This window comes from Mucilaginibacter psychrotolerans (genome assembly GCF_004519315.1).
Taxonomy (GTDB): Bacteria; Bacteroidota; Bacteroidia; order Sphingobacteriales; family Sphingobacteriaceae; genus Mucilaginibacter; species Mucilaginibacter psychrotolerans.
In genome coordinates, this window is record NZ_SOZE01000002.1 from 338,356 (window position 1) to 357,902 (window position 19,547).

10 protein-coding genes are annotated in these 19,547 nt (G+C 46.5%); 6 read left to right on the forward strand and 4 right to left on the reverse strand.

Annotated features, from left to right (window positions below; genetic code table 11):
* Window positions 1-60: 60 nt before the first annotated feature.
* Together lpxD and E2R66_RS03615 are read right to left on the reverse strand one after the other, a co-directional pair.
* Window positions 61-1,098 (reverse strand): UDP-3-O-(3-hydroxymyristoyl)glucosamine N-acyltransferase, encoded by a 1,038-nt coding sequence (gene lpxD, locus E2R66_RS03610; protein WP_133226283.1) that lies wholly within the window; start codon window positions 1,096-1,098, stop codon window positions 61-63.
* A gap of 205 nt (window positions 1,099-1,303) precedes the next feature.
* Entirely contained in the window at window positions 1,304-2,530 is a 1,227-nt protein-coding gene (locus E2R66_RS03615) for an HD domain-containing protein (RefSeq protein WP_133226281.1), read from the reverse strand.
* Window positions 2,531-2,669: 139 nt separating this feature from the next.
* On the opposite strand from E2R66_RS03615, the gene porX reads away from it, so the two are divergent.
* The 3 genes from porX to E2R66_RS03630 all read left to right on the forward strand — a co-directional run bounded on the left by porX (window position 2,670) and on the right by E2R66_RS03630 (window position 6,309).
* Window positions 2,670-4,223 (forward strand): T9SS response regulator signal transducer PorX, encoded by a 1,554-nt coding sequence (gene porX, locus E2R66_RS03620; RefSeq protein WP_133226279.1) that lies wholly within the window; start codon window positions 2,670-2,672, stop codon window positions 4,221-4,223.
* Window positions 4,224-4,613: 390 nt separating this feature from the next.
* A complete protein-coding gene (tsaE, locus tag E2R66_RS03625) occupies window positions 4,614-5,030 on the forward strand; it encodes a tRNA (adenosine(37)-N6)-threonylcarbamoyltransferase complex ATPase subunit type 1 TsaE (protein WP_133226277.1) in 417 nt (138 codons plus the stop codon).
* Window positions 5,031-5,082: 52 nt separating this feature from the next.
* The gene (locus E2R66_RS03630; RefSeq protein ID WP_133226275.1) at window positions 5,083-6,309 is read left to right on the forward strand and encodes an alanine dehydrogenase; all 1,227 of its coding nucleotides are present in this window, start codon (window positions 5,083-5,085) and stop codon (window positions 6,307-6,309) included.
* A gap of 68 nt (window positions 6,310-6,377) precedes the next feature.
* Here the strand turns inward: E2R66_RS03630 and E2R66_RS03635 are convergent, their stop codons facing one another.
* On the reverse strand, window positions 6,378-9,665 hold the full coding sequence (locus E2R66_RS03635; RefSeq protein ID WP_133226273.1) for a PAS domain S-box protein: 3,288 nt from the start codon (window positions 9,663-9,665) through the stop codon (window positions 6,378-6,380).
* Between the two features lie 430 nt (window positions 9,666-10,095).
* On the opposite strand from E2R66_RS03635, the gene E2R66_RS03640 reads away from it, so the two are divergent.
* The 3 genes from E2R66_RS03640 to E2R66_RS03650 all read left to right on the forward strand — a co-directional run bounded on the left by E2R66_RS03640 (window position 10,096) and on the right by E2R66_RS03650 (window position 16,130).
* A complete protein-coding gene (locus E2R66_RS03640; RefSeq protein WP_133226271.1) occupies window positions 10,096-10,944 on the forward strand; it encodes a 3-keto-disaccharide hydrolase in 849 nt (282 codons plus the stop codon).
* Between the two features lie 530 nt (window positions 10,945-11,474).
* On the forward strand, window positions 11,475-13,805 hold the full coding sequence (locus tag E2R66_RS03645; protein ID WP_133226269.1) for a glycoside hydrolase family 3 protein: 2,331 nt from the start codon (window positions 11,475-11,477) through the stop codon (window positions 13,803-13,805).
* A 792-nt stretch (window positions 13,806-14,597) separates the two neighbouring features.
* Window positions 14,598-16,130: a carboxylesterase/lipase family protein gene (locus tag E2R66_RS03650; protein WP_133226267.1), complete on the forward strand. Its 1,533-nt coding sequence runs from the start codon at window positions 14,598-14,600 to the stop codon at window positions 16,128-16,130.
* Window positions 16,131-16,374: 244 nt separating this feature from the next.
* On the opposite strand, the gene E2R66_RS03655 is transcribed toward E2R66_RS03650, so the two are convergent.
* A complete protein-coding gene (locus E2R66_RS03655) occupies window positions 16,375-19,545 on the reverse strand; it encodes an ATP-dependent helicase (RefSeq protein ID WP_133226265.1) in 3,171 nt (1,056 codons plus the stop codon).
* Window positions 19,546-19,547 lie beyond the last annotated feature (2 nt).

Consider the following 19,547-nt stretch of genomic DNA (forward strand, 5'->3'; position numbering starts at 1 on the left):
GGGGGTGTCTATAGTTGCTTTTGCAATACTAATGAACCAATGAACAGGTGAACCAATGAACTATTTATTTTTCAATTCCGTAATTATCTTTTCTAACTCTAAAACTCTCTTTTCTAATTCGGGCAGGCGGCTTACCACCACGTTCGACCGCATATTGTCGCCATATAATAAAGCCGGCGAGCCGCCCCACTTTAGCCCTTCTTGTTTTATAGGGCGACTAACCCCCGATTGCGCTTGTACCTGCGTGCCTTTTGCTATGCTGATATGCCCTACAATACCCACCTGCCCGCCAAGCATTACATTGGCTTCCAGTTTGGTGCTGCCGGCAATGCCGGTTTGGGCGGCAATCACCGTGTTTTCCCCAATCTCCACATTGTGGGCTATCTGTACCAGGTTATCCAGCTTGGTGCCTTTGTGTATAATGGTTGAACCCATTGTGGCCCTATCTACAGTAGTATTGGAGCCTATCTCCACATCATCCTCAATAATTACATTGCCTATTTGGGGTATCTTATTGTAAGTACCATCTGGCTTTGGCGCAAAGCCGAAACCATCGCTGCCAATTACCGAGCCCGAGTGGATGATGACATTGTTACCTATAACACAATCAAAATAAACTGTAACTCCGGGGAATAAGGTAACATTATCGCCAAGGGTTACATTATCTGCAATGTAGCAATTTGGGTAAACTTTACAGTTAGCTCCCAATTTTACATTTTGACTGATGTAGGCGAAAGCACCTATGTATGCGTCCTGCCCAATTTGTGCCGAGGTGTGTATGAACGAGGGCTGCTCGATACCTTTTTTATTTAACTTAAGCGTATTGTATTGTTCAAGCAGCAGTGTAAAAGCGTTGTAGGCATTCTCCACTCGTATTAGCGATGCCTTTACCGGCCCGGTTAATTGCTGGCTTTTATTGATGATAACGATAGATGCATCAGTGGTGTACAAATACTGCTCATATTTTGGATTGGCCAAAAACGATAACGAACCCTGTTGCGCCTCTTCTATTTTAGCTAGCTGACTAACGGCCGCAAGCGGGTCGCCTTCAACAGTTCCGTTTAGCATAAAGGCTATGTCCTTAGCGGTAAATTGCATCCTGCAAATTTAGGTTTATTTTACGTTTTGTTTATGCCCTATTAACATTGTCCATTTTTTCTGAACTCGAATTTTATGGCATTAAGCGAATTAACAGAATTGCTTTTAGATTGGCATTTTTAATTTTGCCCATTCTTTAAATTCGTATAACGGCACAGCCCTCTTAAAAACCGTTAAAAAACAATTAACAGTGAAAAATTCGGGTTCAGACAAGCCCTTTACTATAGCAAAGTATATATTTTTTTACGGTTTTGGTTAATGCCTCCAGGTTGCTGTTGTCGCTTGCCTGTGCAATGTCCTTTATGTCGCCGTTCTTCATCAATATTTGTATGTTGCCGTCGCCTTTGTTATAGGCGTTGTTTCGTATCACATCCGTAAAAACAAAATAGCCGGCTTCTTCCTCGGTAATATTATATTTCGCGGCAGCTTTGCGCCTTAGCCCGGCTACAAAATCTTCATCGGGCGGGGTAGATGCCATATCTACATGGAAAAGCTTGCGTTGTATAAAGTTATTACACAAGGTACTCAATACCAAATCGCTGCTATCGGCCCACACCTTTACAGCAGCCATTACGTCGGTATCATCCAGCTTGGCAAAAATATCCAGGTGTATGCTTCCGTCATTAAAGGCTTCGCGCGGGATAATATTATCCAAAAAGTGGCTAAGCGCCGGGGTGATGTTGAACTTTTGGCCCATCAGTGCCAGCTCGCGACTGCGGTTGAATATCTTGCAGAGCAGCTGCTCTGCCGCTATAACGGTTTTGTGCAGGTACACTTGCCAGTACATTAGCCGGCGCGCTATCAGGAATTTTTCTATCGAGTAAATGCCTTTTTCCTCTACGGTAACGTTATCGTCTTTAACGTTCAGCATCTTAATGATACGGTCTGAACTGATAACGCCTTCAGATACGCCGGTAAAAAAGCTGTCGCGGTTAAGGTAGTCCATTCTATCCATATCCAGCTGGCTGGATACCAGCTGATGCATGAATTTTTTGTGATAAGTGCCCTTGAATATCGCAATAGCCAGCGAAAGCTGCCCGTGGAACTGCTGGTTCAGCTTATCCATCAGCAAGATAGATATATGTTCGTGGTCGATACCTTCGATGATGGTTTGTTCCAGCGCATGCGAGAAAGGGCCGTGGCCAATATCGTGTAGCAGGATAGCAATCAGCAGGCCCTCTTTTTCTTCCGGCGTGATTGTGCCGCCTTTGTTGCAAAGGGTTTCTATGGCAGTGCCCATCAGGTGCATGGCACCAATGGCGTGATGGAAACGGGTATGCAATGCCCCGGGATACACCAAATGTGTCATGCCCAGTTGCTTGATATACCTGAGCCGCTGGAAGTAAGGGTGTTCGATAAGATCGAAAACCAGGTCGCTCGGTATGCTGATGAACCCGTACACAGGGTCGTTTATGATCTTCTTTTTGTTCAATGCGGCGTTATAGTATGCAAAAGTGCCTAATTATGACAAAACAAGCACCATGCTAGTGTTAATATATGTTAAACCTTTGTATAATTTTACAACAAATTATACAAACCCGGGGTTATAGAAGGGTAAAATTAGATATATTATGCAGGATACCGCCATATTGTGGGCCGACGATGAGATTGACTTGTTGAAGCCACATATCATGTTCTTGACCGAAAAGGGCTACAAGGTTACCACCGTAACCAATGGCCACGACGCTTTAGACGAATTCAAAAAACAATACTTCGACCTGGTTTTCCTGGACGAGAATATGCCCGGCCTAACCGGACTGGAAACCTTACAGCAAATAAAGAATATCCGCAGCGATGTGCCTATTGTTTTGATAACCAAAAATGAGGAAGAGTACCTGATGGAGGACGCCATTGGCTCCAAGATTGATGATTACCTCATTAAACCGGTGCACCCTAAGCAGATACAGCTTACCATTAAAAAACTTACCGAGAACAAGCGCCTGGTAACCGAGAAAACCACCATGGCCTACCAGATGGATTTCCGCACGCTGGGCATGACGCTGAACGACAACCTGAGCCACCAGGAATGGGTAGATGTGTATAAGAAACTTATCTACTGGGAGTTGGAACTGGAAACCCTGGAGGATGCCGGAATGCACGAAATACTAACGCTGCAAAAGGCAGAGGCCAACGTGCAGTTTTGCAAATTTGTGGAGCGCAACTACCTCAATTGGATAAAAAACCCCGATACCGCGCCAACCTCTTCGCCGCAATTGTTCAAGAAGAAAGTATTCCCTAAGCTCGATGGCAACGGGCCGGTTTTCTTTATCCTGATAGATAACCTGCGCTACGACCAGTTCAAGATCATCAACCCCATCATATCAGAATACTTCAGGCTGGAAGAAGAGGATACTTACTACAGTATTTTACCAACCGCAACGCAGTATGCACGTAACGCCATATTCTCGGGCCTGATGCCTTTAGATATGGAGAAACGCTACCCGCAAATGTGGCAGAACGACGAGGACGAAGGCGGCAAGAACCTGTTCGAGGCGGATTTTATTGCCGACCAGCTAAAGCGCACGTTACGCCGCGAAATAAAGCATTCGTACCATAAGATATTGAATATAGATGAGGGCCGCGCGCTGAACGAATTGGTAAACAACCTGATGCAGAACGATTTGAATGTGGTGGTTTACAATTTTGTGGATATGTTGAGCCACGCCCGCACCGATATGCAAATGATACGCGAGCTTGCCAGCGACGACGCAGCCTACCGCTCGCTCACCTTATCCTGGTTTGAGCACTCACCATTGTTCGATCTGTTGAAGTTTTTAGCATCTAAGCAGGTGAGAGTAATCATCACAACGGACCATGGTACTATCAAAGTAAAAAACCCGAGCAAGATCATTGGCGACCGTAACACCAACACCAACCTGCGCTACAAACAAGGCAAAAACCTCAACTACAACGCCAAAGAGGTTTTTCACATTCGCAACCCACACGATGCCATGTTGCCCAAGCTACATGTAAGCAGCAGCTTCGTATTCGCCAAAGGCGATAGCTACTTTGTGTACCCGAATAATTACAATCACTTTGTGAATTTTTATAACGAGACGTTCCAGCATGGCGGCATCTCCTTAGAAGAAATGATTATCCCGATTGTAACTTACGGGCCGAAATAAGACGCATTTTTGCTTATATTTGAGCATGGTATTGATAATTAAAACCATTGAGGATATAAACAAGGTCAAAAAGATTTTGGCTAAAAGAGCTCCTAACGGGTTTGATGCCAATAAATTCTGCGGGGCTTTGAAGGCTGATAAGGACTGCCTTAAAGTGCAGCTACGCTTAAGAAATGAATGGAGTTAACATTTGGCTAATAACACAACAATAACCACCCTGTCATTTCGAACCCTTACGCGTTGGGCTGTAGCAGGGAAAGGGTGAGAAATCTTATACGCTATTAATAGCAGAACAGCACATCGTATAAGATTTCTCTTCACCCCGCACCATGAGCCCTCCCGCTGTTCATCGAAATGACATGGTGGTTATAGGTCAAAATATTCAAAACGATGGATATCAACATCAACACCCTCCAAGAACTGGCAGGCGCAACGCCTGAGATATTGAAATACGCTGGTATCAATAAAATTTTTCTTTTTTACGGCGATATGGGTGCGGGCAAAACCACGCTCATAAAATCGCTTTGTGCCGCGCTGGGCGTAAAAGATGAGGTTACCAGCCCGACGTTTTCTATTGTAAACGAATATGCAGCCGAAAATGGCCCCGTTTACCATTTTGATTTTTACCGATTGAAAGAACAGGGCGAAGCGCTGGATATGGGTTACGAGGAGTACTTTTTCTCCGATAATTATTGCTTTATAGAGTGGCCCGAGAAAATTGCCGGTCTTATTCCCGACCAATATACCGGCGTACGTATAGCCGTTGCAGAAGATGGCGCGCGGCAGATAACTGTGGAAAACATTTGATGCTCAAGCCGGTTGTTTTTCTTATCTTCATCATCCGGAAAAAAAAGATAAAATGAGTTCAGGAAAATATAGCGGCTTTTCTGATGTTGCCCGCCAGGCACTGCTGCAACCACAGGAATCGATGCTGGAGGTTAAAAGCAAAAAGAACAAGTTATACATCGGCATCCCCAAAGAGGTCTCTTTCCAGGAGAACCGTATCCCGCTTACCCCGCTATCCGTAGCTTTGCTGGTAAGCAACGGTCACGATGTGCTTTTAGAGAGCAACGCCGGGCTGGCAGCCAACTTTTCTGATAATAACTATAGCGAGCAGGGTGCCCAGATCGTGTACGATACCAAACGCGTTTACGAAGCCGATATCATCATCAAAATAGCGCCGCCAACCATGGAAGAGATTGCTATGATGAGGCCGGGGCAATTATTGATCTCTGCTTTACAGGTTTCAACCCTTCAACCCGAGTGCCTGCATGCTTTATTAGCCAAAAAAATAACCGCCATTTGTTTCGAGAACATCGAAGATGAGGGTGGTACGCTCACCGTTGTACGGGCAATGAGCGAGATTGTGGGTGCTACATCCATCCTGATAGCGGCCGAATACCTGAGCAATATTTTCGGCGGCAAAGGTTTGATGTTGGGTGGCATAACCGGCGTGCCGCCAACCGAAATAGTGATTTTGGGTGCCGGCACAGTTGGCGAATATGCTGCGCGCACGGCTATTTCGCTGGGGGCTGAAGTAAAGGTATTCGATCCATCCATCTATAAACTTCGTCGCCTGCAAAACAACATCGGCAGCCGCATATTTACATCGGTGATACAGCCTATTGTATTAGAGAAAGCCGTAACCGGATGTGATGTAGTTATTGGTGCCATGCGTGCCGATGACGGCCGCAGCCCGTGCCTGGTATCAGAAACTACGGTGAGCAAAATGAAACCCAACTCGGTTATCATAGATGTAAGCATAGACCAGGGCGGTTGTTTTGAAACTTCTGAGGTGACCAACCATACGCACCCGGTTTTCAGGAAATATGATGTTATACACTACTGTGTACCCAATATTGCCTCGCGCGTGGCGCGAACGGCCACATATGCCCTTACCAATATTTTTGCGCCGATTTTATTAGATATAGGCGAGCAGGGCGGCCTTAAGAACGTTATCTGGAAAAAATCGGGCATCCGCAATGCGGTGTATATTTACCAGGGCCACCTCACTAACAAGCACATGGCAGAGCGCTTTGGTATACCTTGTAAAGACCTTGATTTACTTGTTGCCGCAAACCACTAGTTTTTCGTTTAAGCTTTCGCCGTTCGAAGAGCGGGTTTTACGAACAGCACGAAAAAGTATCTTAAGGTTTATTGATAAGGTACTATGCCAGTCATGTTGGTTATGTTGCGTATCACGTTATCCAGTTCGTCGGCAGATATTTTAAGGTAATTTAATATTTGTGTACGGGCTTCCTCGCTATCCCTGGCATCATCAAGTAGTGGCAACAAGCCCATAATGCGGGCAAGTGGCGCCCTTATTATGTGTGATTGCATCCAGGATATCTCCTTCAGTTTTTCGTTTTGTTGCTCTATGGCTTCTACGTAATGTAGCCTTTCAGTAACATCATTGGCAACGATTACACGGGCATCTATCCCCCGGTAATCAATATCATTGCTTTTAATCTCTACGAATATAATTTCGCCGGTTTTCTTTTTATGCCGTATAGTCCCCGGCAAGTTAAACCGGCTCGATTTTCCACGTTCTTCTAAAATCGCTTGCAACGCTGGTACATCTTCTGGCGGCCTTATATCTTTTATGGTCATGGATAAAAACTCGTCGCGCGAGTAGCCGTAATGCGCTAAAGCCGAATTATTTACATCCAGAAACATGAGCGTGTCCTTAGCAAAAACCATTTTTGGCAGTGGGCTTGAATGGAAAAGTTCGCTATAACGCTTTTCCGAATCTATTAAACGGTGTTCAGTTAGTTTGCGCGTCGTTATATCTTTAATATATACCGAAAGTCCATTGATTGATGGGTATGCACTTATTTCATACCATTTTTCTAACGGAGCGTAATAGTCTTCGAAATGCACCGCCCTGTTTGTAGATACCGCCAAATGATATTGCCGGTAGGATTCAGAGTCTACCGAATCGGCAAATACATCCCATAAGTTGTTATAGAGAATCTTCGCACGTGGCTTGCCCAATACTTTTTCGGCCATGATGTTCCAATAGGTCACCACCCAGTTTTTGTCGACGGCAAAAAAAGCATCGCCTATACTCTCCAGTATAACATTACGCTCTTCAAGCGCGGCTTTCGCGTTTATTTGCGCTTTTAAGCGGCCATCTATATCCTGAAAACTACCGTAAACCCTTACACATTCGCCATTAACAAATTCCGACTCGCTCACAACACGCACCCAACGTATATTGCCTTTTGCAGTAATAATTTGCAATTCAACATCAATAGGGGTCCCATTTTGAATTGCACCTTGCATTAGCCGGATAATGGTATCCCTGTCATGCCCTTCGCGATAAAAGCTGGCACCGGTTTGTGCAGTGGGTTCGTAATCTGGTTCAACCTCATGTAGCTGCTTGGTTATCTTTGACCAAAACAGCGTTCCTTTTTTCACATTTAATTCCCAACCACCAACCATGGCCAGGCCCGCAACCTTATCTAATAAGTTCTTAAGCTCTATTTTATCGGTGATATCTTTTCCAACGGCAAAAACGAGGCCTTCTTCGGCAGAATTACTGGCTGTCCACGAGAGCCATATAACCTTGCCGGATTTGTGGAGAAACCTGTTTTCGAAAGAGAGTGTTTGCTCGTTTCGGCTGAAACTATGTAAACGCTTTCTGCTCGCATCCCGGTCATCCGGGTGAAGTAAACTGAACAGTGGTTTGGCCAGTATCTCTTCTTTAGAATAGCCTAGTAGCCTGCACATGGCTGGATTAACTTTCTTAAAATAACCGTCGGCACCAATAATGCAAATAATGTCTGGCGCAAAATTAAAAACCTGATTTAGATTCTGCTCCAGTTGCTTCCGTCTTATCTCCGTTCCAAAATGGGTGCTAAACTTCTCGAATAAGGCGGGCCAGTTGTCGTCTGGCAACCGATCGGTGCCAAGGCCAAGTAACAGGGCGCCAATAGTTATATTGTCGGCAATGAGCGGGATGGAGTAGGCCATGGCTAATCCTGCTTTCTTTGCTGCGTCTCTCCGCAGGAAGTCTTTCCGCTCGCCCAGGTTATCCCAGAATTGGATATTGCCGGTAGCCCATGCTGTGCCGGGTAGCCCTTCGCCTTTCACAAAACTTTTAAATTGCGCGCTTTCGAGATAGAAATCTTTCATTTCATCACTGTCGGAAAGATGAGATGTTAAAGTGATTTTATTTTTATCGGCACCTATGAGCCATACCTCGGCCATTGAAAAGTTGCCAAAAGCAACCAGCCTTTGCAACAGCTTATCCAGCAGAACAGGTAATGCCAGGGCATCGTTGAATATAATGCTGGTATCCGCAAGCAATGCGGCCTGTATCTCTTCGGTTTTACGCTTGGTTACATCCCTTTCAACAGATATCCAATGGGTGTACCAGCCTTTTTCGTCGGCCACGGGGGTAACTGTAAAGTTAACCCAAAACGCCTCGCCGCTTTTTTTATAGTTGATCAACGTGCTTTCGCAGGGTTCCCAATTTCGTAAGCATTTGCTCAAATGCCCTAGCTGGGCTTTATCTGTTTTAGGCCCCTGCAATAGGCGTGGCGTTTTTCCTATAACTTCTTCGGCAGTATAGCCGGTCATCCGGGTAAAAGCTTCGTTTACGTATAAAATACGAGGGCCGGGTTCATCAAAAGGCTCTGCCTCGGTAATTAGTACAGCATCTGTGGTGTTGGTAATTACCGATTCGAGCAGTTTGAGATGATGGTCTTCCTTTTTTTGTTTGGTGATATCCCGTATAAACATGGATATGCCACCAGCAGATGGGTAAATGCGGTTTTCTTGCCAGCGTTGCGCGGTCGGATAAAAATCTTCATTGCAGATATAAATTTTTTCGGCAAACGCCTTCTGGATGGCCTTATACGTAGCGGTATTTTCTTGATTCTGGAAAACGTCCCAAATATGTTTTCCAATCATTGCTGAAAGATCCATGCTCAGCATGGTTAATACCTGTTTATTTACATAGGTATAACACAGGTTTTCATCTAAGGCAATAAAACCATCGGTCATGGTTTCCAGCAACCCACTTATTTGTTCGGTTTGTTGCCTAAAATCCGCTTCCATTCTTTTTTGGGCGGTTATGTCGGCAAAGTTGCAAGCTACTGCCTCAATTTCAGGCTCGTTAAGCAAGTTGGTAAAGGTGCACTGCACCCAAATATATTTACCGCAGGCGTGTTGTAACCGGAATGTGCTGCTTTGGGTTGGCCCATTAGCTAAAACGCTGCTTAATAAGACACTAACGTGCGGCAGGTCGTCTGGATGTATCGTGTTTGTAAAGGAGCCTTTAGGTAAGCCAGTGTCTTGCCAGCCAAGGATTTTATGCGCAGAGTAACTACCATAGATTACCGCAAGCGATGTATCCAATAAAATCAAGCCGAAAAAACTGTTTTCCAGCAGTTTTTCAATACGGTTTTCTGTACCTATCAGCCTTTGGTTTGTCATTTAATAATTCAATAATTGGCAGCAAAATATTAAGACAACCTAATTGGGGGTTAGGGATCTTTACTTCGTTTGAAGTTTAGTTCAAGGTTCCCGTTTTAGGTTATTGCACACCCATGGCTAAAACCGAGCCAATATCATTGACAATTACAGCGACGCAACGTGCAAAAGCTACGGATACAGCTTGTTGTACGTTGCGGTCGAAGGAAAGTTATTTAAATTATTCCCTAAAGGCGTATTTATTTATGTGTTTTATATTGCTTCATTAATAATGCCGCCCCAAATTTTGTAGCCTGCTGAGTTGTAGCGCCCGGTGCGGTAATTGCTTATGTTTTTGTATGGGCATCGAATTATAAATATTAATATCATGTTGTTGCATATTGCCGGTTTATGCGGTAATATGATTATATTAGGTACTTCAATAACCCCTGTTATGAAACCCGCTAAACCACTATCCACGCTACTGTTGTGTGCCCTGATCTTCGGCACTACCGCATCGCTGAAATCCGATAAATGGGAGGCGCTTTTCAATGGCAAGGACCTCAGCGGATGGGATACCTATATCGGCCCCGATCTCGACGATAAGGGTAAACCCATTACCGGTATCCCCATCGGCTTAAATAGCGATCCCAAACAAGTTTTTACCGTAATAAAACAGAATGGGGAAAAGGTTATTCGTGTATCTGGCGAGAATTGGGGTGCTATCTCCACAAAAAAGGAGTACGGCAACTACCACTTACAACTACAGTTTAAGTGGGGCGCGCTTACCTGGGGCCAGAAAAAGGGGCAGAAGATGGATAGCGGCCTTTTATATCATTCTGTTGGGAAATATGGTGCCGATTACGGCGCCTGGATGCGGTCGCAAGAGTTTCAGATAGAGCAGGGCAATTGCGGCGATTACTGGGGCGTAGCAGGTGGCATGGCCGATATACCCGTTATACGCCGTTACCAGAAAGATTATATTTACAACGTAGGCGGTATTATGAACACCTTTAGCGAAGACAGCCCGCAAGGCAGGCATTGCATTAAAGGCGGTGACGCCGAAAACCCCAAAGGCGAATGGAACACGCTGGATTTGTATTGCAACGGCGATACCAGCATCCACGTGATAAACGATAAAGTGATGATGGTACTATACCACAGCAGGCAGATGGAAAACGGACAGCCGAAGCCACTAACCAAAGGCAAATTGCAAATACAATCTGAAGGAGCCGAAGTGTTTTATAAAGATATACAAATACAGCCTATTACCCAGCTGCCTGTAGAGCTGGTTAAGCAATAACACCTGCATGCTTTTTTCCGGCTTCCGCCTACTTGCGAATGATTTGCGCGTGCGCCCGGTATAAAACCCACACCCCTCTTCCATCGATAGGCAGCCTCAACCTATACGCTGCCCATACCAATCATCGCTAAAACGAGGTGTTTATTACAAATACGCTTACCGATGCGCAGAAGCCATTGAAATACATGCGATAAATTTTATCAATAAAATAATGTTAGTATAATACGCTAACTACTTGCTATTTAAAAAATAAATATCTACCATTGTGTATCATTGACACATTGTCTGTTTTGTGTTGATAATAAACCAATTAATAAATACAATTTCAGTATAGTGGTGATTTAACCACAGAGAACACAGAGGAAAAAACCGGAGTTACACAGAGAACTTAGCAAATGGTTAATGAGTTTTTCTTTGCGGCTTAGCGTCTTTGCGTGATAATTACGTACGATAATCGCTGTGAGCCTATGTGTAATCTCTGCACCGTATAGTTAAATAGAGATGCAATTAAAAAATAATAAACCCAATATATGAAAAGAAAGTACCTCCTGCTGGTGGGCCTGCTACCGGCTTTGGCTTCGGCACAAACCAAATACACCGAAAGTAAAAACGGCGACGTAGTTACGGTTACCAATACCGGCGGACAAAAGCTAGGCTACTCGGCAACATCGGGCGTAAAAATTCTAACGGTTGACGGCCTGGCCTTTAAGGACCTCAACAAAAACGGCAAACTGGATAAGTACGAAGACTGGCGCTTACCTGTTGACGTACGCGCTAAGGACCTTGCCGGCAAAATGAGTGTGGAGCAAATTGCCGGGCTGATGCTGTACAGCCGCCACCAAATGATACCCACTATACCCGTAGGGCCCTTTGCAGGGACTTATAATGGTAAAAATTTGGCCGAAAGCGGCCTTAATGCCTGGGATCTGTCAGACCAGCAAAAGGATTTTTTAACTAAAGATAACGTGCGCCACGTGCTTATCACCTCGGTGCAAAGCCCCGAGGTTGCCGCCAGGTGGAACAATAACGCACAAGCATTGGTAGAAGGCATCGGCCTGGGCATCCCAAACAACAACAGTTCAGACCCGCGGCATGGCACGGTAGCCAACGCCGAATTCAACGCCGGCGCAGGCGGTAATATCTCTATGTGGCCGGGCTCGTTGGGTATGGCTGCAACATTCGATCCATCGGTTACCCAGGATTTCGGGCACATTGCCGCGCAGGAATACCGTGCGCTTGGGATTGCTACCGCCCTATCGCCGCAGGTGGATATTGCGACCGACCCACGCTGGAACCGCTTTAGCGGCACCTTTGGCGAAGACCCCGCACTGGCCGCAGATATGGCAAGGGCTTATATCGATGGTTTCCAAACCTCTACCGGCGATACAGAAATTAAAAATGGCTGGGGGTTTAACAGCGTGAACGCTATGGTGAAACACTGGCCAGGCGGCGGCTCAGGCGAAGGCGGGCGCGATGCGCATTATGGTTTCGGCAAGTATGCCGTGTACCCGGGCAACAATTTCCAGCAGCATTTGATCCCTTTTACCCAGGGTGCTTTTAAACTGAACGGCAAAACCGGCGTAGCCGCTGCCGTGATGCCTTACTACACCATCAGCTGGAAACAGGATACCAAAAACCACGAGGACGTGGCAAACAACTATAACAAATACATTATTACCGATCTGCTGCGCAATAAATACAAATACGATGGCGTGGTATGTACCGACTGGCTGGTAACCGGCGACGAAACCGTTATCAATAGCTTCCTCTCAGGTAAATCATGGGGGATGGAAAAAGCCACTATTGCCCAGCGCCATTACAAGATACTAATGGCTGGTGTAGACCAGTTTGGCGGCAATAATGATATGGTACCGGTGATAGATGCCTACCAAATGGGTGTTAAAGAACATGGCGAAGCCTTTATGCGTGCCCGTTTCGAGCAATCAGCAGTGCGTTTGCTCCGCGGGATTTTCCGCACCGGCCTTTTCGAAAACCCATACCTGGATGTAGATGTTACCCAAAAGACCGTGGGTAACCCCGACTTTATGGCGGCAGGTTACCAGGCGCAGCTAAAATCAATTGTAATGCTGAAGAACAAAGGCGGCGTACTGCCCCTGCAAACCGGCAAAACCGTTTATGTGCCCAAAAAATTCACCCCGGCAGGCAAGAACTTCCTGGGTATGCCTTATCCCGAAAAAACCGAGTATCCGGTAAACATGGAAACGGTGAGGAAATATTTTAAGGTGACCGACAATCCCGACTCTGCCGATTATGCGCTGGTGTTCATTGCCAGTCCGATTGGCCATGGCGGCTACAATGCCGATGATGTGGCAGCAGGCGGTAATGGCTATCTGCCGGTATCCTTACAATACGGTACCTATACCGCCACAACTGCACGTGATACCAGCATTGCCGGCGGCGACCCGCTGGAGAAATTCACCAACCGCAGCTATAAAAACAAATCGGAAACCTCAACCAACGTAACCGATTTGGCTATGGTGACCGATACCTACGCCAAAATGAAGGGTAAACCGGTAATCGTATCGATAAACGTAAGCAACCCGATGGTGTTTGCCGAACTGGAAAAACAGGCCAGTGCCATCATTGCCGATTTTGGCGTGCAGGGCCAGGCCAGCCTGGATATCCTTACCGGCAAAGCAGAACCATCGGCCTTATTGCCGTTACAGATGCCTTTGGATATGAATGTGGTTGAAGCACAGTTTGAAGATGTTCCGCACGATATGAAAGTATATGTAGACAGCGAAGGTCACAGCTACGATTTCGGTTACGGTTTGAACTGGAAAGGCGTGATAAAAGATGCACGTACAGCTAAGTATGTGAAGCTGTCGGCAAAACCATAGGGCTTTGTCATTAACCACAAAGGGCACAAAGATTTACACAAAGGGCGCAGAGAGAAAAACTTTGTGCCCTTTGGTGCGCCACGAGGCGTGCGTAAATATATAAATACCTAATGGATGAAAGAGCCATACAACCCAATTAGCCGTTCAGGTTGAAGGAAGCGCGGCATATCAGGAGGAAACGAATGGTGTGAAGCCCGCGCAGACGGTACAGTAAGCTGCATCAGTCAGGCTTCGTAACGCTAATGGTATCGGTCAAGCTGCCAGAGATGCTGAAACCTGTCATGGTAGTGAGCAAACGGCGAAGATGTCACTACCAGATACCCGGAGTAATATGATGTTGCGTGCTGTGCGAAGGTAGCGCATGAACGTGGGAGGCCCTAACGTAATTATGGAAAAAAAAACCATTTAGTCGAGGGAGTCGGAGATGCCCGTAGTAGTGAAGATACTCGGAAAGGTAAAAACGGGAGGAGCGAAGGGGCATTACTGCAAATACCGTTTCCAGGGAAGCAGACAGACATAATTGATGTACCATCTGAAATGTCGAATACAGTTTTGTAAGACCGGGGGAACTATATCAGAAAGTCAAGCAGAAATAAAAACTGTGAATGCTGATGGTGAAGTTTGTAGGAAAGCCGTATGCGGGAAAACTGCACGTACGGTTTGATGAGGGAGTCGGGAAGGTGAATTGCCTTCCCGCTCTACTCTACTGGTTTTCCCTTGGTGTTCTTTGTGGTAAAATTCACCACCATATTGTTACCTTAGATTGCTCTCAAACCTATAAATCCAATTATAATGAAACGCATGTTCCTCCTGCCGCTTATCCTGCTTTGCGCTATTGCGTCGGCACAAACGCCATTCAGCACTGTTAAAACCGATGCCGGGCAAATATCGGGCACAGAGAGCAGCGATGCCAGCGTACATATCTATAAGGGTATTCCATTTGCCGCGCCTCCGGTCGGAAACCTACGCTGGAAAGCGCCGCAACCTGTTGCGCATTGGCGTGGCGTAAAAGCCTGTACCGATTTTTCTAAGATGCCGATGCAGGGCAAACCCAACGAATTTGGCGTTTATACCCGCGAGTTTTTGATAAAAGATGAGCCGCTGAGCGAAGATTGCCTGTACCTTAACGTATGGACCGGCGCCAAAACCCCAATGGAGAAACGCCCGGTCATCGTATGGATTTACGGTGGCGGCTTTGTAAGCGGTGGCACCAATGTACCCATTTACGATGGCGAAGCTTTGGCTAAAAAAGGCGTGATATTGGTGAGCATCAACTACCGTGTGGGTATCTTCGGCTTTCTTGCGCACCCTGAACTCACTAAGGAATCGCCCAACCATGCATCGGGTAATTATGGTTTGATGGACCAGCTGGCGGCTCTTAAATGGGTGAAGAAGAATATAGCAGCCTTTGGCGGCGACCCGGGTAACGTTACCATCGCCGGGCAGTCTGCAGGCGCTTTCGGGGTTAATTACCTGGTAGTATCGCCATTGGGCAAAGGGCTTTTCCATAAAGCCATTGCTGAAAGCGGCGCAGCATTCTTAACCGGACCGATCAGCGCAGGAAACCTGCAGCAGGCCGAACAAGAGGGCCTGAAAACGGCCAAAGCTCTGGGCGCAAATTCCCTTGTGGAATTGCGGGCCTTGCCGGTTGATGCCTTGCTCAAACAAATGAATGGCCGCCCCATTGTTGATGGCTATGTATTGCCGGAACCCGTAGCTGCTATATTCGCCGCCAATAAAGAAAACCAGGTGCCTGTACTAACCGGCTGGAACGAAGACGATGCTTTTGTAGGCAAGCTAAAAAATGCCGCCGATTACACCGCCGATATACAAAAACGCTACGGCAGCCGCGCAGATGAATTTTTGAAGCTGTACCCCGGCAGCACAGATGACCAGGCAGCACGCTCGCAAATCAACTTTTCGAGGGATGTGACCTTTGGTGTGCAGAATTTTACCTGGGCCAATTTACAGAGTGCCAAAAACAAGGCTAAAGTGTACCTGTATCGCTTTACCCGCCGCATGCCGGCTACCGAAGATTTCAAAAAGTACGGGGCTTTCCATACCGGCGAGGTGGGATACGTATTCAATAATCTAAAGTATCTCAACCGCCCATTTGAGCCGGTAGACCAACAACTGGCGGATATTATATCTTCCTACTGGGTAAACTTTGCCGAAAGCGGTAACCCCAATGGCCCTGGCCTGCCTCCATGGCCGGCTTATAACAGCAAGGACAATCAAACCATGATCTTAAGCGAAAAACCTGCCGCCGTTTCGCTGCCCGATAAAGCGGCGCTGGAATTTATGGTAAATGATATGAGGAAATAACGGAATAGCATACAAAAACAAAGCCTTTGCGGCCTCCGCACTTCTTTCTTTGTAGCTGCTTTATGGTAGGATTCTTCTATCACAAAGCAGCTTTTTTTCCGCAAAAATAACAGATTGAAACAACAATGGTGGTGACACGATTTTGACACCTGCCTAAAATTTTTAATGCCCTGATTACCTGATAATTGCAAAGTGTTCACGGTGTTCACAGCGCACGCGTGAACGCTGTGAACGCTATTTCTGGTTATTCGGCCTCCTCTCCATCGGCAACCTCAAGGATACCGCCCGGCTGCTTAAAGTTGCTTTTTACGAAGTGGCACCAATCGCATTCTTTTTTCCCGCAGCCAGTGCTAAACTCATGGTTCATTATCTTTTGATAAACTGTGCTTATCTGCTCCGTAACCTGTTCAATATCCTGCGGACTGATGACTATCTTTTCCTTAAAATACTCCTCGCTTACGGGTTCAACAAAATCAAAAACGGTGTTTATTACCTCCCAATCGTTGGTTCGGTCGTTATCCACCAGTATTTTGTAAAATACCGCCTGTCGCCAGTAATCGCCGCCGTTGGGGTTGTCGTCGGTGGGGCGCATTAGTTTATCTTTGGCATTGCGTACGCGGCCGGTTTTGTAGTCAACCACCGTAACGTTCTTGCCGTCAAACTCCATCTTATCCAGGTTGCCCTTTATCGGCACGCCGCCGACTTCAATGTTTTTGATGCTGCGCTCGGTTTGCGCTATTTTATTCCATGTGGGCGCGTTCAACTCATAGTAGGGCGGCAGTATTTTCTCGCCGTAATCAACCCGTAGCTTAAAATCTGTTTTGGTGAACGAATCGCGGTTGCGGTACATATACCATTTAAACTCCTGCACAAAATCGGCTGTGGGCATAAACTCGTTGTCGTAATCTGGCAATTTTCGGTAGGCTTTATTGAGCGCCCAGTGCACAGCCTGCCCAAAAGTTGCCGATGGGCTCTTGCCGGAAGGCACGCGTATAAGGCACTGGAAGTAGAAGCGTAAGGGGCAATCGAGGTAGTTGCTCAAGTGCGTAACCGATAGGGTATAGTTTTGCAGCAACTGGTTAATATAGTTCCTATCCAACAGTTCAACAACGGGCTTATCTGCTTCGCTGAATTGCGTGGCATAAAAACCCAGCATATCGGTATCGCTCACCTTGGGGAAGCTTAACTGCAAGTCAGTATCGGCCAGTATCTCGCCAATGAACTGCGAGGGTTCCTGGTCCTTACCCTTGGCATCTTTACCCGCGTAAGATATATGCAGATGTTGCTTGGCGCGGGTAATAGCCACGTAAAACAAGCGCCGTGCCTCTTCTTTTTGCGCAATATCGTCAGATGCCGAACTGGTAAGCGTATCGGGGTAGCTGAAACCATAATTGCGACCCTTACCATCCCAGGTTTTTTTATCGCAGCCGATGAAGAACACGTGTTCGAACTCAAGTCCTTTGGAGCCATGAGCTGTGAGGAAGTTGATGCCGTTATCGGAGAAGATAACTTTGTTCAGCTCCAGCCGGATGTTGTTCTTCTTCATCAGTTCTATGGTAGCAATAAGGCCCGATAATTTTAGTTCAGGGTCCTTGCGGCTCTCATCTTTCAGGAAATCGAAAAAGCTGGTCAGCACCTGCATATGCGTGCCTTTATCCTGCTGCTGCATAATGTATTTAAGGATGCCCATTTTGGTAACCACATCCTGAAAAAACTGCTGCAGCGTTACGCTAACGGCCGATTTTAAAAGCTCGTCGATATCGGTTACCAAATATTTCATTTGCACGTTAGGCTGATTGCCGAAAAGGCTGCCTTGCGGGCTGATGCGCATCTCATGGATGTGGCGACGCAGGCTGGTTACAGGCTCGTTGTTGCGGGCAGTTGCAAAGTTTTCCTTGAAAACGGCTACGCTGGCTTTGGCAATTTCAATAGGTGGTATGTCGAACAAATCGTAATGCAGTATCTCAAACAGTAGCTCGTCTCCGCTATATGGCGAATCGAGTTCCATAGCCAGGTAACGTAGTATGTTCACTATCTTCTCGCCAAAGGGTATGGTAAGTACATCAATCTTACGCTTGGTATTTACGGCTATTTTTTGGGCCTCCAGGTAGGTAAGCAGCTCTTCTACCTGACTGTGATTGCGGTAAATAACAGCAATTTCGCCCGGTGCCGCACCATCAACTACTAATTGCTTTATCTGCAGGGCTACGTTCACCAATTCCTGCGCCGGGTTTTCGTATTCCTGTATTACAGGCTCAACTGCAAGGGCATCGAAACGGGGGTGCGATGCCTTCAGGTTTTTATCGAGCCGTAGTTGGGCAGTAAGCCGCTCTTGATTGTTATTAATGAGGGCTTTTGATATATCCAGTATCTGCTGGTTAGAGCGGTAGTTGTGCTTAAGCACTACGGTGTGCAGGGCACTTACGTAATCCCCGGCAAAATCGAGGATGTTTTTCATATTGGCGCCCTGGAATTTGAAGATAGATTGGTCGTCATCACCCACCACAAATACGTTAGGCGTTTCCCAGTAATTCAGCAAAAACTTCAGCAGGTCGTTCTGCGAGCCGCTGGTATCCTGAAACTCGTCTACCAAAATGTACTGGTAGCGTTCCTGGTATTTGCGCAAAATTTCCTCGTTCTCGCGGAAGGCCTTCAGCACCCAGATAATCATGTCGTCGTAATCGTACCTGCCTCGGGCTTTCATCTTGGCGGCGTAATTATCATACTCGGCAACGGCAGCCAGCAGCTTGCCCATGGTTTCGTGGGCTTTGTCGATATCCTTTTGCTTTGGGTCGCCAACTTTTATGCCTGCTTTGGCGTTCGCCCGTTTGTAGGTGAATTCTTCGCGGTTAGGCAAATCATCCAGATATTCTTTTACGGCCTGCTCAATCATTTCCCTGCTCCAGTTCTCTCGCTTCATGGTAGAGAACAGGGTTTTCAGGCGGGGGGCATCGTAGTAGATATCGCCGGTAAAGCGTTTCAGCAAATGGTTCTTATCAAACTCATCTACCAATTCGCGAAACAGCATGGCCGATTCTAAATCCGATAAGGACTCCAAATTCAGTTTGCCGAAATATTCCAGGTTCTCCTGTATAATTTCGTTACAAAAAGCATGGAAGGTATATATGTTGATGCGATAAGCATCCGGCCCGATGAATTCGAACAGGCGCTTGCGCATGGCCACCGCGCCCGCATCTGTATAAGTAAGGCAAAGTATCTCGTTTGGTTGCGCATCGGTATCGGTCAATATTTTGCCGATGCGGGCAGCCAGTATCTGGGTTTTACCCGTGCCTGGCCCGGCCACTACCAGCACCGGCCCATCCATTTTATTTACGGCGGCCAGCTGCTCGGGGTTAAGCCCGGCCAGCGCTTCGCGGAATTTGACGTTGTATTTATTGAGGGTAGGCTGTATCATGA

Bases quoted from the DNA above. Each gene is read 5' to 3' on its own strand.
- E2R66_RS03655 (WP_133226265.1), bottom strand. From the start codon at position 19,545: ATGATACAGCCTACCCTCAATAAATACAACGTCAAATTCCGCGAAGCG.
- E2R66_RS03630 (WP_133226275.1), top strand. From the start codon at position 5,083: ATGAGTTCAGGAAAATATAGCGGCTTTTCTGATGTTGCCCGCCAGGCA.
- E2R66_RS03650 (WP_133226267.1), top strand. From the start codon at position 14,598: ATGAAACGCATGTTCCTCCTGCCGCTTATCCTGCTTTGCGCTATTGCG.
- E2R66_RS03645 (WP_133226269.1), top strand. From the start codon at position 11,475: ATGAAAAGAAAGTACCTCCTGCTGGTGGGCCTGCTACCGGCTTTGGCT.
- E2R66_RS03640 (WP_133226271.1), top strand. From the start codon at position 10,096: ATGAAACCCGCTAAACCACTATCCACGCTACTGTTGTGTGCCCTGATC.
- lpxD (WP_133226283.1), bottom strand. From the start codon at position 1,098: ATGCAATTTACCGCTAAGGACATAGCCTTTATGCTAAACGGAACTGTT.
- E2R66_RS03635 (WP_133226273.1), bottom strand. From the start codon at position 9,665: ATGACAAACCAAAGGCTGATAGGTACAGAAAACCGTATTGAAAAACTG.
- tsaE (WP_133226277.1), top strand. From the start codon at position 4,614: ATGGATATCAACATCAACACCCTCCAAGAACTGGCAGGCGCAACGCCT.
- porX (WP_133226279.1), top strand. From the start codon at position 2,670: ATGCAGGATACCGCCATATTGTGGGCCGACGATGAGATTGACTTGTTG.